Raw genomic sequence first — 24997 nt, forward strand, 5'->3', positions numbered from 1 at the left:
GGCCGGTCCACTCCCGCTCCTCGGGCTGCCCGAGCAGCGGTGCCCCGAGGACGCCGCGTCGATCACCGCGGTCGTGGACCAGCTCGACGGCCGGTGCGAGCGCCGTGCACGAGGACGGCACGCCCACCGTCGCGTCGCGGGGTGGGGGTCGCAGCCCCCGGACCACGTGGTGCCCGCCGGTCACCGGACCGGGCCGGTGCTGGTGCAGGACCTCGCCGACCGCGTGGTGGTGGCCCCGGCGGCGCGGGAGGTCGCGGTGGAGCCGGACGCGACGAGCGTGTCGGTGCCCGTCGTGGGCGGGAGGTGCCGCTCGGCGCCCGCGCGGAGGCCAGTACTCTCCTGCCACCGCTGTAGGACGGGCCTCGGGAGGACCTCCAGGAATGAGCACCCCGATCCACCGCGTGGTCGTCGTCGGCGCGTCCACCGCGGGGCTGTCCACGGCGGAGTCGTTGCGGCGCGGCGGACATCGCGGGGAGATCGCGCTGATCGGGGACGAGCCGAGTCCGCCCTACAGCCGCCCTCCCCTGCTGAACCAGGTGCTGCGCGGCGACTGGAGCCCCGAGCGCGCCCAGCTGCGCTCCGCCGACGAGCTGACCGCGCTGCGCCTGGAACTGCGGGTCGGCACCACGGCCACGGGCCTCGACCTGGACGCGCGCGAGGTGTCGCTGTCCGACGGGTCCACCACGGACTACGACGCCCTGGTGATCGCGACCGGCGTGCGTCCGCGCGTGCTGCCCGGCGTGGACGGCGTCTCCGGCGTGCACTCGCTGCGGACGCTGGAGGACGCGCTGAACTTCCGCAAGCGCCTCGTCCCCCGCAGCCGCCTGGTGGTCGTGGGCGCCGGGCTCCTCGGCACGGAGGCCGCGGCGCTCGCGCGGTCCGAGGGCGTCGACGTGTGCGTGGTGGAACCGGCGTCGGCCCCGCTCGCGGGACTCGTCGGCGATCAGGCCGGTGCCGTCGTGGCGGCGGCGCACCGGGAGCACGGGGTGGACCTGCGCACCAGCACCGGTGTCGCGTCGATCCTGTCGGTCGACCGGCGCGCGACCGGCGTGTGGCTGTCCGACGGCACCACGCTGTCCGCCGACACCGTGCTCGTGGCCATCGGATCGCGCCCCAACGTGGAGTGGTTGCGGGGCAGCGGGATCGTGCTGGACGACGGCGTGGTGTGCGACCGCTTCTGCTCCGCCGCACCGGGCGTGTGGGCGGCGGGGGACGTCGCGCAGTGGCAACACCCGGTGCTGCGGGCGCCGGTGCGGGTGGAGCACCGGGCGAACGCCGCGGCTCAGGGTGCGCTGGTGGCGTCGAACATCCTCGCCGAGGGCGCGCTGACGCCCTTCGAATCCGTACCGCACTACTGGTCCGAGCAGTACGACCTGCGCATCGACGTGCACGGGCACCTGGCGGGACACGACGAGTGCCACGTCCTGGAGCTGGACCCGGAGTCGCGCCGGTTCCTCGCCGTGTACCGCAGGGGTGAGCACCTCACGGGCGTCGCCGGGATCAACATCGCGCCGCGCGTGCTCCGGCCGTGGCGCACCGCGCTGAGCGCCGCGACGACCTGGCGCTCGGTCCTGCACGGCGGCTGACCGCGCTCGCCCCGACGGCGTACATGCCTCTCTTGGTATATTTCCGCGGTGGCGACGACGTTCGAGGTACTGGCCGAACCGAGCCGCAGGCGGATTCTCGACCTGCTGCGCGGGGGTGAGTGCCCGGTCAACGAGCTGGTCGAACGGCTCTCGCTGACCCAGCCCGCCGTCTCCAAGCACCTGCGGGTGCTGCGGGAGGCCGGACTCGTCCAGGTCAGGCAGGACGCCCAGCGCCGCTGGTACCGGCTGCGCCCGGAGCCGCTCGCCGAGATCGACGAGTGGCTCGCGCCCTACCGCGAGCTGTGGAACACCCACCTCGACGCGCTCGAACGCCACCTCGACTCCACCCCCGACCGGGGAGGCGACCGCGCCTGATCACCGCGCGCACCAGCCGGAGGGGCGCCCGCACGTGCTGCGGCAGCGGTGTGCCGTGACGTCCGGGAGCTGACCGTCGCGACCGGACCGCCGTGCGGACGGCGGCGCGGTGCGCGCAGCGGCAGCGGCGCGCCCGTCGACGAGCGGTTCGTCGTTCCCGCAGGGCGTCCGGGGAGCAGACCGCGGGTGCGGGGGGCGGTCGTGGCGGCGCTTCTTCCTCGCGAGGTGCCGACGTCGCGGGGAACGGGGTCACGTCGTCCGCGACGATCCGCACCGCGGTGAGAACACCGCGCGCGCCGTCCGCGCGACGTCCCGGATCGTCGAGGGGGCACGTCCTCTGCTCGTCCGCGCACACCCTCGCCCCGGTGGCGCCGAGATCACCTAGGGTGGCAGGCCAGTGCCGAATACTGGGGAGCGTGCGGCAATGACGACGGTGCAGAACCGAGCTGGAACGAGACGAACGCGCGACGATCTGCGCGACGACCTCCTGATCACGACCATCCGGAACGACGTCGAGGCGTCGGCTCCGTGCGAATCGGCCGATCGGGTCTTCGCGGACGACGGCGGCACGGCCGTCCCGGACGCGGAGCAGATCGCCCGGACGATCTCGGAGGTCGACAGGATGCACGCGGTGCTCACCGGACAGCTCGCACTCGTGCGCGAGCTGGAGGACGCGCTGCCGTCCGACGGGGAGCCGGTGGTTCCCCTCCAGGGCGGGACGGCGGTGTTCGGCCGCCGGAGCGGTGCGGGCGGCGCTGATCTCCAGGCGGTGCTCCAGGCGTCCCTGAGGCAGCTGGAGTCCGTGCGCGAGGCGATCACCGGCGTCCGCCGCTGACCCCGCTGTCCGCCGGGCGGCACCACCGCCCGGCGGGCAGCTCCGCGCCACCGTCCACAGCGGACTGACCGGCCGCGGGCCACCGGGCTGACTACGCTCGCCGCGTGGACGACGAGCGGGAACGGCCGGGCGCGGACGACGACCCGCCGGCACGGGCACCGGAGTCCGGGCGCACCACGCGGCCGGTGCCGCGACCGGCGCGTCCGGAGATCTCCCTGCCCGGTTACGCCGACTTCCGGCTGATCGCGCAGGGCGGCGCGGGATCGGTCTACCGGGCCAGGCAGATCGGGCCGGACCGCGACGTGGCCGTGAAGGTCCTCCAGGTGTGGGACGACGCCTCGCTCGCCCGGTTCCGCGAGGAGCTGGAGACCACGGTGCGGCTGGGGCGTCGGCACCCGCACGTCGTGACGGTCGTCGACACCGGGACGGTGCCGGACGGACGGCCGTGCGTCGTGATGGAGTACTACGACCAGGGCTCGCTGCACGACCGGTTGTGCGAGCGCGGTCCGCTGCCGGTGGCCGAGGTGGTCGCGGCGGGGACGGCGGTGGCCGACGCGCTGGCGTTCGCCCACGCGCGGGGCGTGCCGCACCGCGACGTGAAGCCGCAGAACGTGCTCGTGCCACCGGCCTCGTACGTGCTGGCCGACTTCGCCATCGCGCGCGGCGTCGACGCGGCGCTGTCGGCGTCGCTCCAGACGGTCAGCTACCAGCACGCCTCGCCGCAGGTGCTCGACGGTGCCGCACCGGCCGCGGCGGACGACCTGTGGTCGCTCGGGTCGACGTTGTTCACGCTGCTCGACGGCAGACCGCCGTTCGCGGCCGACGATCCCGGCGACGCGGTGCTGCCGTACCTGGCGCGGGTGCGGGCGGGGCGGCCGAGGGAGCTGACGCGCGACGACGTGCCGCCCGAGCTGCGCGCCGTGATCACCCGCTGCCTGCGGACGCGCCGGGAGGACCGCTTCCCCGACGCGGCGGCCCTGCGCTCGGCCCTGGCGGCGATCGGCACCGCACCACCGCGGCTCGTCGCGATCCCGCCGCGCGCCGCGGAGCCGGACAGCGCGGCCGCCTCCCCCGACCGGGCGCCGCCGCGGGAGGCGGAGGAGCCGCCGCGACGCCGCGGTGGCCTGCTGCTCGCACTGGTCGTGGCCGTCGCGGTGGTCGGCGTCGCGGTGGTGGTCGGCGTCGCGATCGGCATCGCCCTGATGTCGGCCGGCGCCGACAGCGCGCCGTCGCAGCACGCCCCTCCCCCGGCACCCCCCGCGGCGGCGAGCGCGCCGCCGGACCTCGACGAGATCAGGGGATGACCGAGAACTCCACCAGCGCCGCGCGGAACGCGTCCGGTTGCACGGCGAAGACTCCGCTGAACGGGTGCCCCAGCTCGATGGACACCCACAGCACGAGCGCGAGCGCCAGTGCGAGCACTCCCACGACGAGCACGTGCCGGACACCGGCGCTGAAGCCGATCACGAGCGGGAAGGCCACCATCAGCACCGCGCCCGCGACGGCTCCGACGAGCAGCAGCTGGAGCAGGGCGTCACCGCCACCGGCGACGGCCACCCGCTCGCGCCTGCTGTCGACCACCTGCCGCACGTCGCGCAGGGCGTGCTCGCGGGCGCTCTTGACCTTCTCGTCCTCGACCGGCAGCGCCGCCACACCGGCGCGCAGCGACACGAGCAGCTCGTCGGCCCCCGGATCGGCCCGTCCCCGCTCCAGCAGCGACCACTCCTGGTCGACCACCCTGGTGGTGTAGTCGCGGATCAGCCCCCGCAGCTGGTCGCGCTCCTGCTCGGGCGCGGCGGCCACCTGCCAGTAGGCGTCCACCAGCGCGGCGGACTCGGTCGCTGACCGCTCGTGCACGTCGTTGCCCGCCTCCCAGGCGAACACGACGTAGAAGGCGAGGACGACGACGAACAACGCGTTCAGCACCCCGCCGACGAACGACGCGGAATCACCGTCGAACTGCCCTTCCGAGGCGCGGCGCAGGCGTCCGGCGACGATCGTCGCGACTATCGCGAGAACGACCGGAACGACGACGGCGACCGCGGAGAAGAAAGACATCCAGCATTCCTCCCCGGCGGTCGGCGCACCCGACATCGAAGCATCCTCGGGCGCTGCGCCGCACGTCAACGAGGTTGCCCCCATCGTGAACACCCGGCCGAGGGATGTGTTCCACCGCCGCGAAACCCTACAGTCGTCTGTCAGTTCCGGTGGGAGGTCATTCGTGCGCACGGTCAGGAGGTGGTGTGCGGCCGCGGCCTCCGGCGTCCTCTTCTTCGCACTCCCCGCCGAGATCTCCGCCGCTGTTCCCCCTGGGCTGGAACATCCCCTGCACGTCGCGTTCGACCGCACGGTGCGCGGGGACTTCGCGATGGCCGGGAACACCGTCACCGAGTGCCCGCCGCACTCCGTCGCGTGCCGGCGCGCGCAGAACCGGGAGGGCGAGGGGCTCAACAACCACTTCCCGATGCGGTGGGCCGACGTGGACGGCGATCCGGCGACGTTCACCTCCTCCACGGCGCTGCTGACGATCCCCGCGGGGGCGTCGGTCGTGCACGCCGAGCTGAACTGGGGCGGGGACACCGGCCGGTCGCGCACGGCACCGTGCGGCCGGGCCGGTCGCCCGGCGGGATCACCGCGGGAGCAGGCCGTCGCGCTGTCGGTGAACGGGACCACCACCAGGATCGGGCCGGGCCGGTTCGCGCTGCGGGAGGACGAGCCGGCCCGGCTGGGACCGGAGGACGGGCTGCTCTACAGCGCGCACGCCGACGTCACCGCGGAGTTCGCCGGTCTGCCGGGCGGCGCCGCGGCCGAGGTGGGCGTCGCCGACGTCTGGACCCCGCTGGGCCGGGACTGCGTGGGCGGCTGGTCGGTGGTGGTCGTGTGGTCGGCGGCCGACGCGCCGAGCCGGCGGGTGACGGTGCACGACGCGCACATCAGGACCTCCCAGCGCGCGCGGACCGTCCGCACACCGCTGCAGGTGGGTCCGGCGGCGCGCCTGGGCGTCACCGCGCACGAGGGCGACTGGGCGCTGGACGGTGACGAGATCTGGGTGGGCGGGCGGCGACTGGGCGAGCCGGGCAACGCGCTGACCTCCAGCGCGCTCGGGGCCGCGCGGCCCGCGCACCTCAACGGCATGAGCACCGACGTCGTCGTGTGGCCGCTGCCCGACGACGGAGACGAGGACGGCGGGGACGAGACGGTGCTGGAGTTCCGGGCCGTGCCGGACGTCTACCTCGTGCAGGGGGTCGTGGTGTCGTGGTCCGACCCCGAACGCGGGGGCGGCGCGGGCAACACGGTCCCACCCGCCCCGGTCGGGTCCGCGACGCCGGTGGAGCCGGTCCGCAACACCGTTCCGCCCGCGCCGGTGGTCCCACCGGCGCCACTCGTCCCGGTTCCCGTCGCGGAGCCGCCCGAGCCCGTGCCGTCCCCCGTACCGGTGGTCGAGCCGTCGGAGGAGCCGGTCACCACGGCGGCGCCGGTTCCTCCGCCGAGCAGTGCGGCGCCCCCCGCGAGCAGCGCGCCGCTCGCGGGCGACGAGCCGGAGGACTCCGTGCCGCCGGAGGAGGACTCGCTGGTGGCGGTGGCCGTGTTCATCGCGAGCCTGGCGGCGTTCGTGATGCTCGTGTCGATGGGCTCGGTGGCCGCCGCCGTGCGGCCCAAGAGCTGAGCGGACCGTCCCGCCCCGAGCGGGGGCGGGACGGTCCGGCCCTCACGCGAGGGTCAGCGCGTAGACCTCGATGCGCGGGTCGTCCGGCAGGGTCACCGAGTGGACGGTCTTCGCGCCGTCCAGGGGCAGCGACCGGCCGAACAGGCGCACGGGCGGGCCGTCCACGCCGCTGCCCGCCTTGATGCGGTGCGGCATGTCGAGCACGACCGTGCTGCCGGCCGGGGTGGACCCGGCCCAGTCGCCGACCACGACCGGCACGTCCGCGGTGGTGCCGTCGGTGTAGCGCACGGTCAGCGCGGACGTCACCGGGCCGTTGTGGGCGGCGGCGACGAGGCGCAGCGAGCCGTGCTTCCCCTGCGGCAGCAGCAGACCCCGGCCGCGGGCCTCGACGAAGTTCGCGGCCGTGCCGGTGGCGTTCGGAGCGACGTAGGTCGTGTCGCCCCAGACGACGGGGCCGGCCGCGGGCAGCAGGTCGCCGTCGTAGCTCCAGCCCTGACCGTCGAAGTCGCCCTGGGCCGACTGCGCCGTGGTGGCCGTCCCGTCGTGGTTCGCCTCGCGGGAGAGGTCCACCGCGCACTGCGTCCCCGCCAGGGCGGCGCAGACCGCCGCCTCCCGGACCTCGATCGACGCGGTGAGGTCCACGGTGCTCGCGCCGGGAGCCGACACGCTCACCTTCAGCGAGCTGGTGCCGACCGGGGTGCCCGCCGGAACGGTCACCTCCAGGGCGACGGTCTGCTGCGCGGGCAGCCGGTTCGACCTGATCACCAGCGGCGAGCGCGGGGTCGCCCGCACGGTCCAGCCCTGCGGCGCGGTGGTCCGCACGGTCACCGGCAGCGCGCCCGGTGCCTGGCCGAGCACGTCGAGGTTCAGCGGCACCGTCTGGGCCGTCGCGCCGGTGGGCACGACGGCGGACGCCGGTCGCAGCGAGGCGTCCACGTCGCGGCGGCCGTCGGCCTGCGCCCTGTTCACCGACGGCGGCGCGGCGTCGCGGCCGGTCCCCCAGGACGACGGCGTCGTGTCGAGCTGGTGGGCCAGCGTGCCGCCGTGCGCGATCGTCCTCCAGTCCAGCCAGGTCTGCCGCACGTCGCGGCCGTCGAACGACACGCTGCGCACGTAGCGCTTCGCGTCGCTCGCACCGGGCGCGGTGACGGTCAGCGTTCCGCCCTGCGAGGTGCCGTACCGGCCGATGCGGACGGTCGCGGACTCGAACTGCGGGCTGGACAGCGCGAGGAAGTTCGCGCCGCTCATCGTCGGGTAGAGCCCGAGGGAGGAGAAGACGTACCAGGCCGACATCGTGCCGAGGTCGTCGTTGCCGGTCATGCCGTCGGGTCCGGTGGTGAACAGCGTCATCGCCGCCCGCACGACCGTCGCGGTCTTCGCGGGCGCCCCGGCCCACAGGTAGACGTAGGGCGCGTGCAGGTCGGGTTCGTTGTTGGGGTTGTAGGTGGGCTTGCCGTAGTAGTCGTAGGGCTGGGTGATCCAGTCGGTGCGCGCGGTGCCCGCCGGGTCGGTGAGCAGCTCGTCGTAGACGAAGAAGTCGTCCAGGCGCCGCTCGGTGGCCTGCCGGCCGCCCATCAGGTCGACCAGTCCGGCCGTGTCCTGCGGGACGAGCCACTGGTACTGGTGGGCGCCGCCCTCGTGGAACTGGTGCCCGGCCTCGACCGGGTCGTAGGGGGCGTACCAGGTGCCGGCGGTCGTGCGGGGGCGGAACTGCGCGATCGAGGAGTCCCACAGGTTGCGGTACCACTGGCCGCGCTCGGCGAACGTCCTCGCGTCCTCGCGGTGTCCCAGGCCCTCGGCCATCAGGGCCAGAGCGGCGTCGGCCGCGGAGTACTCCAGGGTGGCCGACGCGGGGTGGACGCAGTCGTTGTCACCGCCCTTGTGCGCGCAGTCCTGACCCAGGACGAGCCCGGAGGGGATGTAGCCGCGGGCCTTGTAGTGCTCGACGCCGGAGCGGCCGTTGTACTGCGAGTCGGCGGGCGGCAGCGTGGTGGCGTTGGCCTTGAGCAGCCGGTACGCCTCCTCCTCGTGCCCGGCGAGCAGGCCCTTGGACCACGCCTCGACCAGGAAGGGCGTCACCGGGTCACCGGTCATGATGTTGGTCTCGCTGTTGGCCAGCGCCCAGCGCGGCAGCCAGCCGCCGTCGCGGCCGACGTCCAGGATCGACAGGGCCACGTCGCGGGCGACCTGCGGGCGCAGCACCTCCAGGAGCTGGTTCTGCGGCCGGTAGGTGTCCCAGAGGGAGAAGTTCTGGTACGGCGTGTGGTCGGTCGCCACGTGCACCCGGTCGTCGAACCCGGTGTAGCTGCCGTCGACGTCGCCGGCGAGGTTGGGGTGCAGCAGCGAGTGGTAGAGCGCCGTGTAGAACGCGGTCTGCCGCTCGGGGGTGCCGCCGCTGATGCCGATGGAGCGCAACTGCTCGGCCCACGTGTCGTGCAGGGCCGTGCGGGTGGCGTCGAAGTCGTGGGAGTCGCCGGTCTCGGCGGCGAGGTTGCGCCGCGCGCCCTCCACGCCCGTGTAGGACAGGCCGACCTTGAGCACGACGTCGCGGTCCGCGGTCGCGTCGAAGGTGACCCACGCGCCGTTGCCGCCGGTGCCGGCGGCGTCGCGCGAGCCGGGGGTGCGGGTGGAGCCGCGCCACGTGCCGGTCGCGGTGAAGGGGCGGTCGAACGTGGCGGTGAAGTAGGTGGTGTGCTCGTCGCGGCCCGCGCAGAAGCCGCCGGAGCGCACGCGGCCCTCGACGGTGCGGTCGCCGACGACGTGGATCTCGGAGTCGAACACCGACTGGTTGGCCTTGCCGGTGTTGAACAGGACGTTGGCCGCGCCGGTGGCCGGGAAGGTGTAGCGCTGCCAGCCGGTGCGCTCGGTCGCGGTCAGCTCGGCGTTCACGCCGTAGCGCTTCAGGCCGACCCGGTAGTGACCGGGCGAGGCGTCCTCGTCGTCGTGCGAGTACTCCGAGCGGTAGGCGGCGGGGTCCACGGTGTCGACCGCGCCCGTGGTGGGCATGATCGGCAGCTCGCCCACCACGCCGCAGCCCACGCCGGACAGGTGGGTCTGGCTGAAGCCGTAGATCGAGTTCTGCTGGTGGTCGTAACCGCCCTGACCGCCGGTGTCGGGGCTGACCTGGACCATGCCGAACGGCGCGCTCGCTCCGGGGAAGGTGTTGCCGAAGTTCTGCGTGCCGACGAACGGGTTGACCAGCGTCGTCGGATCGGCGGGTTCTGCCGCCGCTGCGGCCGGTGCGGCGATCGCACCGCCGGACAGCAGTCCGGCGATCAGCAGGCCCGCCGTCGCCGCGGCGGGGGCACGGTGTCGTCTGACTCCAGGCGGCATGGGGACACCCTTCTCGCTGACATCGTTGTCACGCCCCGATGCGGACCCGGGGACCGGAGGTCACGGTCTCAGCGGGTTCCCCGCCTGTCAAAGAACCTGTCCGATTTCAGCCAGGCCGTCCACCGCCCGGCTCAACGGACGACCAGCCCCACGGTGACGGCCGCCGGGGTCTCGTGGTGGTGCCGGGTGTTGGCGACGTCGGTGTAGCTGCCGTCGGCACGCTGCCGCTGGTAGGTGATCGTCACCCGGGAGACGCCGCGCCGGTGCGGCGTCACGGTGACCTCGCCGCCGCTCACCGTGACGGTGGCGGCGCCCGCGGGCCGGACCTCGGCGCGCACCCGGTTCAGCGGGTTGGTGAGGTCGAACGCGGCTCCCGGCGCGCTGTGCACCCGCACGGTCGTCGTGACCGGCCGTCCCGCGGCGGTCCGCAGCACGCGCTGGTCGGCCACCGGGGTGATCGGCCCGACGCCCGACGGCATCGGCTCGTCGGTGGTGGACGACTCGATCGCCAGGTTCCCGTCGTCCAGGAGGAACCGGGAGGTGTAGAGCGCCCTGCCCGCGGTGGTCGACGGCCGCCCGTGGTGCACGTAGTACTGCTCCGCGCCGTCCGGGGACGCCGCGATGCTGCCGTGACCGGTCGAGTAGAGGCCCTTCGCCGGGTCCTGCGCCAGGACCGGGTTGTCCGGGCTCTTGCGCCACGGGCCGAGCGGGCTGGACGCGGTCGCGTAGCCGACGCCGTAGAACTCGTTCTCGTAGTTGTTGGCCGAGTAGGTCAGCAGGTACAGCGGCCGGCCCTGCGCGTCCGTCGTGCGGATCGTCGTCGAGCCCTCGGCCCAGCGCCGGTCCTTCTTCGCCCCTCCCGACCTCGCGTAGTCGTCGACGTGCGCGTTCTCCCACTCCTGCGGGTCCGCGCCGTGGTTCAGGATCGGGACGTAGCCGTCCTTCCTGGTGCCCGGCGGGTCCTCGGGAGCGAGGTTGGCGTTGCGGTACGCGGGCGCGATGCTCGGCACGGTGCGGCCGGTCGGGTCGCTCCACCAGTCGCCGGTCAGCTCCACGGCGTAGATGTTCGACTCCTCGACGTACTTGCCGAGAGCGTCGTCCCAGACCCAGTTCCGGTAGGCGTTGCGGGAGAAGTAGAGGTAGATCCGGCCGTCGGCGTCGAAGAACACGTCGGGGTCGATGAACGGGATGTAGGTGCCCAGCGGCGCGGTCCGGCCCTCCTCCTGCGTGGCGGGCGGCTTCTTCTGCTCGGCGTCCATGATCAGGTTGACGTCGTGGTAGTCCGGGTCGTACGGGAAGTAGTCCAGCGGTGCCTCGACGATGTCGCGGAACGGTCCGGCGGGCGAGTCCGCCACCGCGACACCGACCTTGGACGGCTCCTCGAAGTCCGCGTACCGGAAGTTCTCGGCGACGCGCGTGTTCATCCGGCCCGAGTAGAACAGGAAGTACAGGCCGGTGGCCGGGTTGTGGTAGACCTCCGGCGCCCAGAACCAGTCGTGGGCCCAGTTCCCGTCCTGCCCCTCCCGCAGCGCGCCGCCGGGCAGGTGCTCCCAGGTCGCGAGGTCGGGCGAGCGGTAGACGCCGAAGTGGTGGCCGGGATCGGCTCCCTCGGTGGAGTAGGCGTAGTAGTAGCCGCTGGCCCGGTCGAAGAGCACGTGCGGGTCCGCGCCGGGGCTGCCCGCGTCGTTGAACCAGGTGGCGTCCGTGGCCGGGGCGCGGTGCGGTGGCGCGGCCTCGGCTGGCACCGGCGCGAGCACCAGCGCCAGGACGACGGCACCGCGCAGCAGACTCTTCCTCATCAGCACCCCACGTCCTCGCACCACCCGATCGGTCCGTCCTCCGCATCCTGTGCCCCGACGCGCCGCCGGGCAAGCCGGTCGACCTGTTCGTCGTACGCGGCTCCCCCGCTCAGGAGAGCACCACGACCGCGAGCGGGAAGATCAGCGCGAGCACCGCGCCGATGCTGACGTTCACCGCGAGGTGCTCGACGAGGACCGCGACGAACTCGCGGATGATCGCGTTGGGCAGGAAGTACCGCGCGGTCGGCGCCCCGACGACGTGCCCGTTGACGCGCGCCTTGCGCGCCCAGAGCGCGGCGCGGAAGGCGTGGAAGTTGTTGGTGACGACCACGCAGCGGGCGTCGGGACGCACCCGGTCCATGATCGCCCGGCTGAACCGCAGGTTCTCCAGGGTCGTCGTGGACCGCTCCTCCAGCAGGATGCGGTCGTCCGGAACCCCTCGCTCGATCAGGTGGTCGGCCATCGCGCGCGCCTCGGACACCTCCTCGTCGGCCCCCTGACCACCGGAGGTCACGATCATCGGCGTGCGGCCGGCCGCCGTCGAGGCGTCGAAGACCTTCCGCGCGAGGTCGAGCCGGTTCGCCAGCAGCGGCGGCACGCGCGATCCGGCCAGTCCCGCGCCGAGCACCACGACGAAGTCCACGGCGTCGCGGCGCGGCATCCGGCCGTAGAGGAACGAGTACAGCAGGTAGCAGGTGAACACGAACGACGCGTAACCGATCAGCAGGGCCGTCGAGACGGTCACCACGAGCAGCGGGGTCGACCGGGTCAGCACCCCCGCGAACGCCAGGACGGCGAAGCCCACGATGCCGAGCCCGACGAGCAGGGACAGCAGGTTCGCCGGGCGGGCGCCCTCCCGCTTGATCATGGTCACACCGTTGGTGATCAGGAACACCGCCAGCAGGAGCCCGAGCAGCGGGGTCAGGACGAACACCGCCGACGCGGCCACGGCGGGCACGAGCGGCGTGCGGTACGACAGCGTCCAGTACCACCCCGCGGCGAAGAAGAGCAGGGTGAGCCCCAGGTACACGCCGTTGCGCAGCTGGCGGCGGTCGCGGGCGACGCTGACGACGAAGAGGACGAGGAAGACGGTGGCGACGAGGTGGAACGGCACGGCGCAACGGTAGCCGCCGCCACCCGGCGACCTCCTCGTCCCCGCACGTCCGCGAGGTAGCGTTCACGCTGAGCACGAGGCCCTGCGAGAGGACCTGCGAATGGGCAAGCCCGTCCTGCTGACCGTCGACGACGACCCGAGCGTGTCCCGCGCGGTCGCCCGCGACCTGCGTCGGCGCTACGGCGAGGAGTTCCGCATCGTCCGCGCGACCTCCGCGCAGGAGGCGCTGGACGCGCTCAAGGAGATCAAGCTGCGGGGCGAGCCGGTGGCCGCGGTGCTCGCCGACTACCGGATGCCGGTCATGGACGGCATCGAGTTCCTGGAGCAGGCGATGGACCTGTTCCCGCTGGCCCGGCGGGCGCTGCTCACCGCGTACGCCGACACCGACGCGGCGATCCAGGCGATCAACGTCGTCGACGTGGACCACTACCTGCTCAAGCCGTGGGACCCGCCGGAGGAGAAGCTCTACCCGGTGGTCGACGCGCTGGTGGAGACGTGGCGGTCCACCGACGACCGGTCCGTGGAGGAGATCAAGGTCGTCGGGCACCGCTGGTCGGCCAGGTCGTTCGCCTGCCGCGACTTCCTGGCTCGCAACGCCGTGCCCTACCGGTGGTACAGCGTGGACGAGCCGGAGGGCGAGCGGCTCGTGCAGGCCGCCGGTGGCCGCGCGGAGGACATCCCGCTGGTGGTGACGCCCGACGGGCAGGCGCTGGTGTGCCCGACGGAGAGCGAGATCGCCACCGCGGTGGGCCTGTCGGTCGACCCGGTGCAGGAGTTCTACGACCTGATCGTCGTCGGCGGCGGCCCGGCGGGGCTGGGCGCGGCGGTGTACGGCGCGTCGGAGGGCCTGCGCACGGTGCTGGTGGAGCGGCACGCGACCGGCGGCCAGGCCGGGCAGAGCTCCCGCATCGAGAACTACCTCGGCTTCCCGGACGGCGTGTCCGGCGCGCAGCTCACCGACCGGGCCCGGCGGCAGGCGCTGAAGTTCGGCGCGGAGGTGCTGTCGGCGCGCGACGTGGTGTCGCTGGAGGCGCGCGGCTCGGCCCGCGTCGTGCACTTCGGCGACGGCTCGGAGATCTCGGCGCACTCGGTGATCCTCGCGACGGGCGTGTCCTACCGGAGCCTGGACGCGCCGGGCGTGCGGGAGCTCACCGGACGTGGCGTGTACTACGGCTCGGCGATGACGGAGGCACCCGGCTGCATCGGGCAGGACGTCTACGTCGTGGGCGGCGCGAACTCGGCGGGGCAGGCGGCGGTGTTCTTCTCCCGGCACGCCCGCACGGTCACGCTGGTGGTGCGCGGCCCGTCGTTGCAGGCGTCCATGTCGCACTACCTGATCGAGCAGCTCGACGCCCTGGAGAACGTCGTGGTGCGGTCGGGCACGGTCGTGGACGAGGCGCACGGCAGCGACCACCTCCAGCAGCTCACGCTGCGGTCGGTGGAGACGGGCGAGACGGAGAAGGTGGAGACGGGACACGTGTTCGTGTTCATCGGCGCAGCGCCCCGCACCGAGTGGCTCGACGGCGTGGTGCACCGCGACGAGCGCGGTTTCGTCCGCACCGGCCCGGACCTGCTGGTGGACGGGAAGCGCCCGCCGGGCTGGACCGTGCCGCGCGACCCGTACTACCTGGAGTGCAGCGTGCCCGGCGTGTTCGTGGCGGGCGACGTGCGGGCGGACTCGGTCAAGCGGGTGGCCTCGGCGGTGGGTGAGGGCGCGATGGCCGTGACCCTCGTGCACAGGTTCCTGGAGGAGCGGTGAGCACGTCGGGGCTGCTGTCGCACGAGGACCTGCGGGCGCTGTTCCTGTTCGAGCAGCTCGACGACGAGCAGCTCGACTGGATCGTCGACAACGGCGACGTGGTGGAGCACCCGGCGGGCGCGGAGGTCGCCCGCGAGGGCGAGACCGCCGAGTGCTTCTACGTCCTGCTCGACGGCGAGATCCGGCTCAGCCGGGCCGTGCGGGGCGACGACGTGGAGCTGATGCGCGGGAGCCGGGCCGGGGTGTACGCGGGCGCGACGCAGTTCTACCTGGGCGACCAGGTGACGCAGACGTACTCGGCGACGCTGCGCGCGCTGACCGACGTGCGCCTGCTGGCCCTGCCCGCGCCGCAGTTCGCGGCGGCGTTCAGCCGGTGGTTCCCGATGGCCGTGCACCTGTTGCAGGGCATGTTCGTGGGCATCCGCAACAGCGACGAGATCGTGGGCCAGCGGGAGAAGCTGCTGGCCCTGGGCAAGCTGTCCGCGGGGTTGATGCACGAGCTGAACAACCCGGCCGCCGCGGCGGCGCGGGCGACGCAGGCGCTGCGCGAGCGGGTGGCCGGGATGCGCTCGAAGCTGGCGAAGCTCGCCGACGGGCGCATCGACGGCGAGCAGCTGCGCACGCTCACCGAGTTGCAGGACGACTTCGTGGAGACCGTGCGCGACGCTCCTCCCCTCTCTGCGCTGGAGACCTCCGACCGGGAGGACGAGCTGGGCGAGTGGCTCGACGAGCGCGGCATCGCCGGGAGCTGGGACCTGGCGGCGGTGTTCGTCGGCGGCGGCCTGGACACCTCGGCGCTGACGCGGGTCGAGCGGACCGTGGCGGAGACGTTCCTCGAACCGGCCCTGCGGTGGCTCGCCTACACCGTCGAGACCGAGACGATCATGTCCGAGCTGATCGACGCCAGCGGGCGCATCTCCACGCTGGTCGGCGCGGCCAGGCAGTACTCCCAGATGGACCGGGCGCCGTCGCAGGTCGTGGACCTGCACGAGGGCCTGGACTCGACGCTGGTGATGCTGGGCCGCGACATCGGGCCCGGCATCGACGTGGTGAAGGACTACGACCGCACGCTGCCCCGCCTGCCGGTGTACTCGGCGGAGCTGAACCAGGTGTGGACGAACCTGATCGACAACGCCGTGGACGCGATGGGCGACCGCGGCACGCTGACGGTCCGCACCGCGAGGGAGGGCGGCGACGTGCTGGTGGAGATCGGCGACACCGGCCCCGGCGTGCCGCCCGATCTGCGGCGGCGCGTCTTCGAGCCGTTCTTCACCACGAAGGGCGTCGGAGAGGGCACCGGCCTGGGGCTGGACGTGTCGTGGCGGATCGTCGTGACCCGGCACGGCGGGGACCTGCGGGTCGTGTCGGAGCCGGGTGACACCCGCTTCCAGGTGCGCCTGCCGCTGCCCGCCGCCTGACGCCGTCGCCGGTGACGGTCGGGCGTCGGGGACACTGTGGACGCCCGACCGTCACCACCCCTCCCGGAGAGAACATGATCGAGATTCCCTGCGACGGCCTGCTGTTCGACAACGACGGCGTGCTCGTCGACTCGGACGCGGGAGTGCGCGCCGCCTGGGGACGCTGGGCGACCGATCGCGGCCTGGACCCCGACGAGGTCAACGAGATGGTGCACGGCCGCCGTGCCGCGGACACCGTGGCGCTGCTCGTCGCCGAGGCGGGACGGGCCGCCGCGCTGCACGAGGTCACCGAGCTGGAGCTGGCCGAGGCCGAGGGCACGACCGAGATCCCCGGCGCGGGCGCGCTGCTGCGGTCGCTGCCTCCGCACGTGTGGGCGGTCGTCACCTCCGGGGTGGCCCCGCTGGCGAAGGCGCGGATCAGCGCGGCCGGACTCCCCGCGCCGACCGTGGTCGTGACCGCCGAGGACGTGGCCGAGGGCAAGCCCGCGCCGGACTGCTACCTGGCCGCGGCGCGCGCGCTGGGCGTCGACCCGGCTCGCGCCGCGGTGCTGGAGGACAGCGGCGCCGGGATCGCGGCGGGTCGCGCCGCCGGTGCCGGGGCGCTCGTGGGCGTGGGCGTGCGCGGCCTGGAGACGGACGCGGACGTCGTGGTGCGCGACCTGAGCGGACTGAGCTGGGCGGACGGTGTGCTGCGGGTGGCGCAGGACTCCGTGCTGCGGGCCGGGCGGCGGTGAGGCGGTTCCGGCGCCGTCTGCGGAGCACCCGGTCGGGTCGCCGGTCGGGTCGCCCAGCTCCAGGCGGAGCGAGGCTCGTGCGGTGCCCGCCAGCCGTCCGGGCACGGCCCTAGAGGCGGCTCGTGTCGGCCGGGACGCCCAGGGCGACCTTCGCGTAGACCTCGAACAGGCGGCGCGAGACGATGGCGTGCTGCCCGGCGACGTGCGCGTCGCGCAGGCAGCGCTGGAGCACCGACGACTCGAACACCGCACTGCCGCCGCCGGTGAGGAACGCCAGCCTGGCCACCTCGGACGACTCGGCGGCGGCGTGCGAGCACGCCAGGCGCAGCCGGGCCCGCCGCCCCTCCGGCAGCGCGCGCCCGGCCACGGCCTCGGCCCAGCAGAGCGCGGTCTCCTCGCGCAGGAACGCCCCGGCCGCGGACAGCCTGGCCTCGGCGGTGGCCAGGTCGAGCTGCGCGCCGGTCTGCTCGGCCAGCCGGACCGTGGTGTGCGCGGGCGTCTTGTCCGCGGCCAGCGCCGCGATCTCGTCGACCGCCCGGCGGGCGATGCCCAGGCACACCGCCGCGACGCCGAGGGCGAGGAACGTGAAGTGCGGGAACAGCGGCAGCGCGCCCTCGACGACCGGGCGGCCCGCCGGTGGCCACGCCGTGCGGCGGTCGGGCACCACCACGCCGTCCACGGAGAACTCGTGCGAGCCCGTGGCGCGCAGCCCGGCCGCGTGCCACGTGTCGTGCACGCGCACGTCCTCGGCGCGGAAGACGGCCAGTCGCGGCCCGCCGGGCAGCAGCACACCGCCGACGACGGCCGTCGCGTGCGGCACCGCGCTCCCCCAGCCCCAGCGGCCGTGCACGAGGTGGCCGCCGTCGACCGCCTCACCCGCGCCCTGCGGCGCCGCGGTGCCCGCGATCACCGCGGCCGGGTCGCCGAAGACCTCGTCCGCGCCGTCCTCGGGCAGGAACCAGGCCAGCGAGGAGGTGGCGCTGGTCGTCATCACGCACCAGCCCGTGGAGCCGTCGGCGCGCGACACCTCCTGGAGCAGGTCGATCCACGCCGGCAGGTCCAGCTCGGCGCCGCCGTGCCGGGCGGGCGCGAGGGCGCGCAGCACTCCCGAGCCGACGAGCGCGTCCCACACCTCGTCGGTGAGCCGCCGCGCCGCCTCCGCCCCGGCGGCGTGCTCCCGAATCGTCGGCAGCAGTTCCAGTACCCGCTCGCGCACGTCGTCCACGCTTGGATCTTGCCCCGGACGACGGTCGCCCGTCAGGCGATCGGGGAAGTCGCGGCGGGCCCGCTCGGCCGACACCCCTCGCGAGCCGCCGGCGTCAGAGGACGTCCAGGGCCGCGCTGAAGTCGGCGACCAGGTCGGTCGGGGCCTCCAGCCCCACCGAGACGCGGACCGCCGCGGGCGAGATGCCCGCCGCCTCCAGCGCGGTGTCGTCCAGCTGCCGGTGGCTCGTGGTGGCCACGTGGCTCACCACCGTCGTCGTGCCGCCCAGCGACGGCACGACGCGGGCCAGGCGGAGGCCGTCGCACAGCGCCGCCGCGGCGGCCCGGCCACCGCGCGGGGACACCGTGACGACACCGCCGAACCGGCCGTCGTCGAACAGCTCCTTCGCCAGCGCGTGATCGGGGTGCTCCTCCAGGGACGGGTGCAGCACCGACTCGACGGCCGGGTGGCCGCGCAGCGCGGCGGCCAGCGCGACCGCGGTGCCGTTCTGCCGCTCCACGCGCAGCGGCAACGTCCGGAGACCGCGCAGCAGCAGGAACGCCTCGTCGGGGGCCAGCGAGCCGCCGAGGTCGACCCGCACCTGCCGCACCCGCGCCAGCAGATCCGGCGAGCCGGCCACGACACCGCCCGTGGCGTCGCCGTGCCCGCCGAGGTACTTCGTGGCCGAGTGGACCACCAGGTCGGCGCCCAGCTCCAGCGGGCGGCACACGAGGGGGGTCGCGAAGGTGGAGTCCACGACGAGCACCGCACCGGCCCGGCGCGCGACGGCGGCGTACGCGGGCAGGTCCGCCACGCGCAGCACCGGGTTGGACAGCGTCTCGCAGAACAGCACCCGCGTGGCCGGGGTCGTGGCGGCGGCGGCCTCCGCCGGACCGTCCACGAAGGACACCGCGACGCCCCAGCGGGGCAGCAGGCGGGCGAGCAGGTGGTGCGTTCCGCCGTAGAGGTGCTTCTGCGCCACGACGTGGTCGCCCGCCGAGAGCAGCGCGAGCAGCGTCGTGCTGATCGCCGCCGAACCGGAGGCGAACGGCTGACCGGCCGCCGCGCCCTCCAGCTCGGCCACGGCCACGGCGAACGCGTCGCTGGTGGGGTTGTCGATGCGGCTGTAGGAGTAGCCGGGTTCCTCGTCGCCGATGACGGCGGCGAACTCCGCCGAGGTGGCGAACTCGAACGTCGAGGTCCGGTACACCGGCGGGGTCGACGGGCGGCCGACGGGAGTGGCCGGGGTGCGCGGGTGGACGGCTCGGGTGTGCGGGTCAGCAGCCACAGGACGCCCCCGCGGGCACGGCGGTGAGCGCGTCCACCGGACCCCGCAGCACGCCGTCGGCGGTGGCCACCGGCAGTCCCTCGCGGGCCCAGTACTCGAAACCGCCGATCATCTCCTTGACGCGGTAGCCGAGCAGCGCGAACTCCAGCGCGGCTCGGGTGGCGCCGTTGCAGCCGGGGCCCCAGCAGTAGGTGACGACGGTGGCGTCCCGGTCGACGAGCGCCTCCGCCTCGGCCGCGACACGCGCCGTGGGCAGGTGCAGCGCGCCGTCGACGTGACCGCGCGCCCAGCTCGCGTCGTCGCGGCTGTCCACGACCACGAGCCCGGCCACGCCCGCCGCGAGGTCGGCGGCGACGTCCGAGCAGTCGGTCTCGACCGCCAGCCTGGCGGCGAAGTGCCTGACGGCCTCGCGCTGATCCGCTGCGGGTACCCGCTTCACCGACGACATGCGGCTCCTCCTGCTGTTCCGGTTGGTTCCATCCTCGGGAGCGGGAGGGAGCCGGAACCAGTGGCAGGACTGCTGACCACCGTCAAGATGGCGCCACGGCGGCGCGGAGGCTCGGCCTCCGCGCCGCCGCACGTCAGAAGCGGAGGTTCGCCAGGTACTCGTACCCGACCTTCGCCGTCACCAGCGCGTCGGCGGGCTGGTCGTTCTCCACGACGTACTCGTCGACGCGGTGGTGCCACGTCTCCCGGAAGATCCGGGCGAAGTCGATCGTGCCGGTGCCGAGGTCGGCGAAGCTTCCGTCGGGCTTGCGGTCCTTGACGTGGTACTGCCGCACGCGCGGGAAGTTCTGCCGGAACACGTCGACGGGGTCGACGCCCGCCACGACGGCCCAGTACAGGTCCAGCTCCAGGTGCACGTCCCGGCGCGACGTGCCGCTGGTGATCACGTCGTAGGGGCGCTTCCCCTCCAGCACCTCGAACTCGTGGGCGTGGTTGTGGTAGCCCAGCTTCAGCCCGGCCCGGCGGAACACCTTCGACGCCGCGTCCAGGCGCTCGGTGAACGACACCCACTCCGCGAGCGTCGGGTAGTTCACGTACGGCACGACGACGTGGGTGTTGCGCAGCGTCTTCGCGTCGGCGATCACCTGGTTCAGGTCGCCGTCGATGCCCACGTGCGCGGACGTCGCCGCCAGCCGGTGCCGGCGCAGGATCTTCGCGAACTCCGCGGCGGTGCGGCCGTAGGTCCCGGCCAGCTCCACCCGGCGGTAGCCGATGTCGGCCAGCGCGGACAGCACGGGCTCCGGGTCGTCGCCCATGATCCCGCGCAACGTGTAGAGCTGGATGCTGATGGCCTCGCGGGGCACGCGGCGGCCGTGCCACCCGTGCCCCCCGCCAGTGGCGGCGGCGGTGCCGGGCAGGGCGCCCGCGACACCGGCGGCTGCGGCTGCGCCGAGGGCGCCGAGAACTGCTCTTCTGGACGGGCTGTGCGTCATCGCGCGCTGTCCTCTCAGGATTCTTCTCGGGTGGAGAACGCCGCGTCGAAGGCCGCGGCGGGCGGGTCGAACACGAGCCCCCTGATGAACTGCACGGCCTCCTCGGCACCGCGCAGCCGGTCCATCCCGGCGTCCTCCCACTCCACCGAGATCGGGCCGCTGTAGCCGATGGCGTTCAGGGCGCGGAACGCCTGCTCCCACGGGACGTCGCCGTGCCCGGTGGACACGAAGTCCCAGCCGCGCCGGGGATCGGCCCACGCCAGGTGCGAGCCGAGGCGGCCGTTGCGGCCGTCGAACCGCTTCTTGGTGTCCTTGCAGTCGACGTGGTAGATCCGGTCGGCGAAGTCGAGGATGAAGCCGACCGGGTCGAGGTCCTGCCACACGAAGTGCGACGGGTCCCAGTTCAGGCCGAACGCGGGCCGGTTGTCCACGGCGTCGAGCGTGCGGCGGGTGGTCCAGTAGTCGTAGGCGATCTCCGACGGGTGCACCTCGTGCGCGAAGCGCACGCCCACCTCGTCGAACACGTCGAGGACCGGGTTCCAGCGGCGGGCGAAGTCGGCGTACCCGTCGTCGATCACCGCCTGCGAGACCGGCGGGAACATGGCCACGTACTTCCAGATCTTCGACCCGGTGAAGCCCACGACGGTGTCCACGCCGAGCTTCGCCGCGGCCCGCGCGGTGTCGGCCATCTCGGCGGCGGCCCGCTGCCGCACGCCCTCCGGTTCGCCGTCGCCCCAGATGCGGGCGGGCAGGATGTTGCGGTGCCGCTCGTCGATCGGGTCGTCGCACACGGCCTGGCCGACGAGGTGGTTGGAGATCGTCCACACCTTGAGCCCGTGCGACTCCAACTGGGCGAGCTTCGCCGGGACGTAGTCCGGCTCGGCCAGCGCCCGGTCGACCTCGAAGTGGTCACCGGAACAGGCGATCTCCAGCCCGTCGTAGCCCCACCGGGCCGCGAGCGCGCAGACCTCCTCGAACGGCAGGTCGGCCCACTGTCCCGTGAACAGGGTGACGGGTCGGCTCATCACTGCTCTCCTCTCGTGTGCACCGCGAGTCCCTGCAACTCCAGCAGGAGGTTCTTCACGTCGGTGGCGGCGATCCGGTCGCGCGGCGGCGCGGTGGTGTCCGAGCACAGCAGCACGGGTCCGTCGGCCGCGCTGTCCGGCAGCCGGCCGTGGGTGCCGCGCACGTGCGACGGGTCGAGCGGCACGACGTTCATCGCGTACCGCAGGCCCGCCTTCTTGCGGACGAGGTTCAGCCCGGCCCTGGCCCTCGCCAGCGGATCGGCCGGGTCGAAGAACAGCTCGGCCGGGTCGTAGCCGGGTTTGCGGTGGATGTCCACGCCGCGCGCGAAGTCCGGGGCGCGGTCGTCGTCGAGCCAGTAGTAGTAGGTGAACCACGCGTCGGGCTCGGCGACGGCGACGAGTTCGCCGGAACGCTCGTGGTCCAGACCGACGGCGGCCTGCGCGGTGCGGTCGAGCACCTGGTCCACGCCGGGCAGCGCGGCGACGACCGCCCGCGCCCGCGGCACGTCGGCGGGGTCGGCGACGTAGACGTGGGCGATCTGGTGGTCGGCGACGGCGAACGCGCGGGACGTCCACGGGTCCAGGTACTCCATGCCCGCCTGCGCGTAGACCTCCAGCAGGCCCTCCGCGCGCAGCGCCCGGTTGACGTCGACGGTCCGGCGGGCCGGGGTGATGCCGTACTCGGACAGGGCCACCACGGTCGCGCCCGCGCCGAGCGCGTCGACGAGCAGCGGCGCGATCTCGGCGTCCACGGCGGCGGCCGCCGCGACGGCCTGCGGGGAGTCCGGGCCGAAGCGCTGGAGGTCGTAGTCCAGGTGCGGCACGTACACCAGCAGCAGGTCCGGGCGCTGCTCGACGAGCACCTTCCTGGCCGCGCCGACGATCCACCGGCTGGAGGCGATGGACGCCGTCGGCCCCCAGTACTGGAACAGCGGGAACTCGCCCAGCTCCTCCACCAGCCGGTCGTGCAGCGCGGGCGGGCGGACGTAGGCGTCGGGCGACTTGCGGCCGTCGGCGTGGTAGATCGGCCGGGGCGTCACGGTGACGTCGGTGGACGCCCCCATCGCGTACCACCAGCAGACGTTGGCCGCGGTGTAGCCGGGCTGCGCGCGGCGCGCGGTCTCCCACAGCTTCTCCCCGCCGACGAGGCGGTTGTGCTGGCGCCACAGGTGGACCTCGCCCACGTCGCGGAAGTACCAGCCGTTGCCGACGACACCGTGCTGCGCCGGGGTGAGTCCGGTGAGGAACGTGGACTGGGCGCTGCACGTGACGGCGGGCAGCACGGTGCCCAGCTCCGCCCGCCAGCCCAGTCGTGCGAGGTTCGGCATGTGCGGCAGCAGCGCCGGGGTCATCCCGACGACGTCGATCACGACCAGCGGCGTCACGGGCGCGCTCCTTCCTCGACGGGCAGATCGCGGGCGGACGCCTGCGCGGGTACGGCCGGGTGCGGCGGGGCCAGGTGCTCGCGCGCCCAGCGCAGCTCGGCGGCGATGCCGCGCACGAGCCCGGTGTCGTCCTGCCCGACCGCGCCGGGCAGCACGCCCCAGGTGTAGGTCTCGACCTCGACGTGCGGCAGCGGACCGTGCGCGGCCAGCGCGGCGACGGCGTCGCGCAGCACGTCGGTGGTCGCCGACAGGGGCGCGGCGGGGCGGGCGTGCAGCGGCACGTGGAAGTGCACCCGCCACGGGTCGCGGCCCGGCAGCTCGTGCCGGGCCTGCGGCAGGTCGTCGGACGCGAGGACCACTCCCCCGCTGCGCTCGCGGACCTGGTGCAGGTAGCGGGGTTCGGTGAACGCGGCCAGCGCGGCGCGGCCCTCGGGCGTGCTCGGCCCGCTGACCTCCAGCGCGGCGGACGCCTGCACCTTCACCACGCGCAGGCCCGCCGCGTGGATCTCGGCGACGGCGGCGGCCGGGTCGGCGAAGGACACCGCGAGGTGGCAGGTGTCCAAGCAGATGCCCACGTGCCGGGGGTCGACGCGCCCGGCGAGGCGGGTCACCGCGTCGTGCACGGTGTCCAGCACGCAGCCGGGCTCCGGTTCCACGGCCAGCGCGATCGGCTTGCCGGTCCACGCGGCCTGCGCGCGCAGCACCCTGGCCAGCTCGTCGAGCGCGGCGAACGCGACGGAGTCGTCCTCGGGGGTCCACGGGTCGCGCCAGCCCAGCGGGAGCGTCGAGATGCTGCCGCTGGTCGCGTCGTCGGGCAGCAGGTCGGCCAGCACGGTCGCGCAGTCGGTGGTGTAGCGCAGCCGCGCCGGGTCGGTCCAGCTCGGCCGGTACACCGAGTGCTTGACGACGGCGTCGTGGAAACCGCCGTAGGGGAAGGCGTTGAGGGTGCGGACCTCCAGGCCGCGGGCGTCCAGCGCGGCCCGCAGGCGTGCCCGCGCTGCGGCGTCCTCGGCGAGGCCGCGGGCGACGTCGGCGGAGAGCCACAGGCCGAGGCCGAGCCGGTCGGCGCCGAGCAGGCGACGCACCGGCAGGGCGAAGCGGTCGAACTGGGCGAGCACGCCGCGCAGGTCCTCGGCGGGGTGCACGTTGGTGCAGTAGGACAGGTCCATCAGCGATCACCGCCGCCGCGCAGCACGGAGTTGCCGGAGAACGTCTCCGGCGCGGCGCTGAAGCCGGGCAGGTCGTCGAGCACGAGCCGCCCGCTCTGGCCGTAGAACTCCACCGGGTTGCGCCACAGCACGTCGTCCACGTCCGACTCGGTGAACCCGGCCGCCAGCATCGCCAGACCGGTCTTGTGCGTCTTGAGCGGGTCGGAGCGGCCCCAGTCGGCGGCGGAGTTCACCAGCACCCGTGTCGTCCCGTACTCCTTGAGGATCGCGACCATCCGCTCCTCGTCCATCTTGGTGTCGGGGTAGATGGAGAACCCCATCCAGGCGCCGGAGTCGGCCACGGCACGCACGGTGGTCTCGTTGAGGTGGTCCACGGCCACCCGCTCGAACGGCAGGCCGGACTCCTTCACCAGGTCGAGCGTGCGGCGCGTGCCGGCCGCCTTGTCCCGGTGCGGGGTGTGCACCAGGGCGGGGAGGTCGTGCTCGATCGCGAGCTGGAGCTGCCTGGCGAACGCCTCGTCCTCCTCCGGCGTCATCGAGTCGAACCCGATCTCGCCGACCGCGACCACGCCGTCCTTCTCCAGGTAGCGCGGCAGCACGTCGAGCACCGGCGTGCAGCGCGGGTCGTTGGCCTCCTTGGGGTTCAGCGCGATCGTGCAGTGGTGGCGGATGCCGAACTGGGCGGCGCGGAAGCGCTCCCAGCCGATGAGGGCGTCGAAGTAGTCGGTGAACGAGCCGACCGACGTGCGGGGCTGGCCGAGCCAGAAGGCCGGTTCCACCAGCGCGCGCACACCGGCGGCGTGCATGGCCTCGTAGTCGTCGGTGGTGCGGGACGTCATGTGGACGTGCGGGTCGAAGATGCGCACC

Annotated in this window: 20 protein-coding genes; 8 read left to right on the top strand and 12 right to left on the bottom strand. The window is 73.9% G+C overall.

Features of this window, described 5'->3' with window-relative positions; translation table 11 throughout:
• The first annotated feature begins 380 nt into the window (after nt 1–380).
• The 4 genes from IMZ35_RS04675 (at nt 381) to IMZ35_RS04690 (ending at nt 4100) form a co-directional block, all read left to right on the top strand.
• A complete protein-coding gene (locus IMZ35_RS04675; RefSeq protein WP_199439693.1) occupies nt 381–1586 on the top strand; it encodes an NAD(P)/FAD-dependent oxidoreductase in 1206 nt (401 codons plus the stop codon).
• 48 nt (nt 1587–1634) lie between these two features.
• Nucleotides 1635–1961, top strand: a complete 327-nt coding sequence (locus IMZ35_RS04680; protein ID WP_199439694.1) for an ArsR/SmtB family transcription factor — start codon at nt 1635–1637, stop codon at nt 1959–1961.
• A gap of 424 nt (nt 1962–2385) precedes the next feature.
• Nucleotides 2386–2796, top strand: a complete 411-nt coding sequence (locus IMZ35_RS04685) for a hypothetical protein (RefSeq protein WP_199439695.1) — start codon at nt 2386–2388, stop codon at nt 2794–2796.
• A 104-nt stretch (nt 2797–2900) separates the two neighbouring features.
• A complete protein-coding gene (locus IMZ35_RS04690) occupies nt 2901–4100 on the top strand; it encodes a serine/threonine-protein kinase (RefSeq protein WP_199439696.1) in 1200 nt (399 codons plus the stop codon).
• On the opposite strand, the gene IMZ35_RS04695 is transcribed toward IMZ35_RS04690, so the two are convergent.
• On the bottom strand, nt 4090–4854 hold the full coding sequence (locus IMZ35_RS04695) for a bestrophin-like domain (RefSeq protein WP_199439697.1): 765 nt from the start codon (nt 4852–4854) through the stop codon (nt 4090–4092). The genes IMZ35_RS04690 and IMZ35_RS04695 overlap by 11 nt on opposite strands.
• 163 nt (nt 4855–5017) lie before the next feature.
• On the opposite strand from IMZ35_RS04695, the gene IMZ35_RS04700 reads away from it, so the two are divergent.
• Nucleotides 5018–6463: a hypothetical protein gene (locus IMZ35_RS04700; protein ID WP_199439698.1), complete on the top strand. Its 1446-nt coding sequence runs from the start codon at nt 5018–5020 to the stop codon at nt 6461–6463.
• Between the two features lie 42 nt (nt 6464–6505).
• Here the strand turns inward: IMZ35_RS04700 and IMZ35_RS04705 are convergent, their stop codons facing one another.
• From IMZ35_RS04705 to IMZ35_RS31630, 3 genes are all read right to left on the bottom strand, one after another.
• Nucleotides 6506–9796 carry a GH92 family glycosyl hydrolase gene (locus IMZ35_RS04705; protein WP_199439699.1) on the bottom strand — a complete coding sequence of 1097 codons (3291 nt, stop codon included), beginning with the start codon at nt 9794–9796 and terminating at the stop codon, nt 6506–6508.
• A 131-nt stretch (nt 9797–9927) separates the two neighbouring features.
• Nucleotides 9928–11595 carry a glycoside hydrolase family 43 protein gene (locus tag IMZ35_RS04710; protein ID WP_199439700.1) on the bottom strand — a complete coding sequence of 556 codons (1668 nt, stop codon included), beginning with the start codon at nt 11593–11595 and terminating at the stop codon, nt 9928–9930.
• 109 nt (nt 11596–11704) lie between these two features.
• Nucleotides 11705–12709 carry a YdcF family protein gene (locus IMZ35_RS31630; protein WP_199439701.1) on the bottom strand — a complete coding sequence of 335 codons (1005 nt, stop codon included), beginning with the start codon at nt 12707–12709 and terminating at the stop codon, nt 11705–11707.
• Nucleotides 12710–12809: 100 nt separating this feature from the next.
• Between IMZ35_RS31630 and IMZ35_RS04720 the strand changes: the two genes are divergently transcribed.
• From IMZ35_RS04720 to IMZ35_RS04730, 3 genes are all read left to right on the top strand, one after another.
• Nucleotides 12810–14468, top strand: coding sequence for an NAD(P)/FAD-dependent oxidoreductase (locus IMZ35_RS04720; RefSeq protein ID WP_199439702.1), 1659 nt, complete (start codon nt 12810–12812; stop codon nt 14466–14468).
• Nucleotides 14465–15886 (top strand): ATP-binding protein, encoded by a 1422-nt coding sequence (locus tag IMZ35_RS04725; protein ID WP_307867764.1) that lies wholly within the window; start codon nt 14465–14467, stop codon nt 15884–15886. Before IMZ35_RS04720 ends, IMZ35_RS04725 begins: the two co-directional genes overlap by 4 nt.
• A 74-nt stretch (nt 15887–15960) precedes the next feature.
• On the top strand, nt 15961–16620 hold the full coding sequence (locus IMZ35_RS04730) for an HAD-IA family hydrolase (RefSeq protein ID WP_199439703.1): 660 nt from the start codon (nt 15961–15963) through the stop codon (nt 16618–16620).
• 109 nt (nt 16621–16729) lie between these two features.
• Here IMZ35_RS04730 and IMZ35_RS04735 read toward each other — a convergent pair whose 3' ends face one another.
• The 8 genes from IMZ35_RS04735 to IMZ35_RS04770 all read right to left on the bottom strand — a co-directional run bounded on the left by IMZ35_RS04735 (nt 16730) and on the right by IMZ35_RS04770 (nt 24996).
• Nucleotides 16730–17845, bottom strand: coding sequence for an acyl-CoA dehydrogenase family protein (locus tag IMZ35_RS04735; protein ID WP_199439704.1), 1116 nt, complete (start codon nt 17843–17845; stop codon nt 16730–16732).
• A gap of 94 nt (nt 17846–17939) precedes the next feature.
• Nucleotides 17940–19112, bottom strand: coding sequence for a trans-sulfuration enzyme family protein (locus IMZ35_RS04740; protein ID WP_199439705.1), 1173 nt, complete (start codon nt 19110–19112; stop codon nt 17940–17942).
• Nucleotides 19102–19560, bottom strand: a complete 459-nt coding sequence (locus IMZ35_RS04745; RefSeq protein ID WP_199439706.1) for a rhodanese-like domain-containing protein — start codon at nt 19558–19560, stop codon at nt 19102–19104. The genes IMZ35_RS04740 and IMZ35_RS04745 overlap by 11 nt, the downstream gene beginning before the upstream one ends.
• Before the next feature lie 133 nt (nt 19561–19693).
• Nucleotides 19694–20551 (bottom strand): sugar phosphate isomerase/epimerase family protein, encoded by an 858-nt coding sequence (locus IMZ35_RS04750; protein WP_199439707.1) that lies wholly within the window; start codon nt 20549–20551, stop codon nt 19694–19696.
• A gap of 14 nt (nt 20552–20565) precedes the next feature.
• Nucleotides 20566–21576, bottom strand: coding sequence for a sugar phosphate isomerase/epimerase family protein (locus tag IMZ35_RS04755; protein WP_199439708.1), 1011 nt, complete (start codon nt 21574–21576; stop codon nt 20566–20568).
• Nucleotides 21576–22961 (bottom strand): alkaline phosphatase family protein, encoded by a 1386-nt coding sequence (locus IMZ35_RS04760; protein WP_199439709.1) that lies wholly within the window; start codon nt 22959–22961, stop codon nt 21576–21578. Before IMZ35_RS04760 ends, IMZ35_RS04755 begins: the two co-directional genes overlap by 1 nt.
• On the bottom strand, nt 22958–24130 hold the full coding sequence (eboE, locus tag IMZ35_RS04765) for a metabolite traffic protein EboE (protein ID WP_199439710.1): 1173 nt from the start codon (nt 24128–24130) through the stop codon (nt 22958–22960). Before eboE ends, IMZ35_RS04760 begins: the two co-directional genes overlap by 4 nt.
• Nucleotides 24130–24996, bottom strand: coding sequence for a TatD family hydrolase (locus IMZ35_RS04770; protein WP_199439711.1), 867 nt, complete (start codon nt 24994–24996; stop codon nt 24130–24132). The genes eboE and IMZ35_RS04770 overlap by 1 nt, the downstream gene beginning before the upstream one ends.
• Nucleotide 24997 lies beyond the last annotated feature (1 nt).

It is taken from the genome of Umezawaea beigongshangensis (assembly GCF_016464305.1).
In the GTDB taxonomy this organism is placed as follows: Bacteria; Actinomycetota; Actinomycetes; order Mycobacteriales; family Pseudonocardiaceae; genus Umezawaea_A; species Umezawaea_A beigongshangensis.

Excerpts from the sequence above, each read along its gene's own strand:
- IMZ35_RS04705 (WP_199439699.1), bottom strand. The coding sequence starts at position 9,796 with ATGCCGCCTGGAGTCAGACGACACCGTGCCCCCGCCGCGGCGACGGCG.
- IMZ35_RS04685 (WP_199439695.1), top strand. The coding sequence starts at position 2,386 with ATGACGACGGTGCAGAACCGAGCTGGAACGAGACGAACGCGCGACGAT.
- IMZ35_RS04720 (WP_199439702.1), top strand. The coding sequence starts at position 12,810 with ATGGGCAAGCCCGTCCTGCTGACCGTCGACGACGACCCGAGCGTGTCC.
- IMZ35_RS04710 (WP_199439700.1), bottom strand. The coding sequence starts at position 11,595 with ATGAGGAAGAGTCTGCTGCGCGGTGCCGTCGTCCTGGCGCTGGTGCTC.
- IMZ35_RS04745 (WP_199439706.1), bottom strand. The coding sequence starts at position 19,560 with ATGTCGTCGGTGAAGCGGGTACCCGCAGCGGATCAGCGCGAGGCCGTC.
- IMZ35_RS04750 (WP_199439707.1), bottom strand. The coding sequence starts at position 20,551 with ATGACGCACAGCCCGTCCAGAAGAGCAGTTCTCGGCGCCCTCGGCGCA.
- IMZ35_RS04695 (WP_199439697.1), bottom strand. The coding sequence starts at position 4,854 with ATGTCTTTCTTCTCCGCGGTCGCCGTCGTCGTTCCGGTCGTTCTCGCG.
- IMZ35_RS04675 (WP_199439693.1), top strand. The coding sequence starts at position 381 with ATGAGCACCCCGATCCACCGCGTGGTCGTCGTCGGCGCGTCCACCGCG.
- IMZ35_RS04730 (WP_199439703.1), top strand. The coding sequence starts at position 15,961 with ATGATCGAGATTCCCTGCGACGGCCTGCTGTTCGACAACGACGGCGTG.
- eboE (WP_199439710.1), bottom strand. The coding sequence starts at position 24,130 with ATGGACCTGTCCTACTGCACCAACGTGCACCCCGCCGAGGACCTGCGC.
- IMZ35_RS04755 (WP_199439708.1), bottom strand. The coding sequence starts at position 21,576 with ATGAGCCGACCCGTCACCCTGTTCACGGGACAGTGGGCCGACCTGCCG.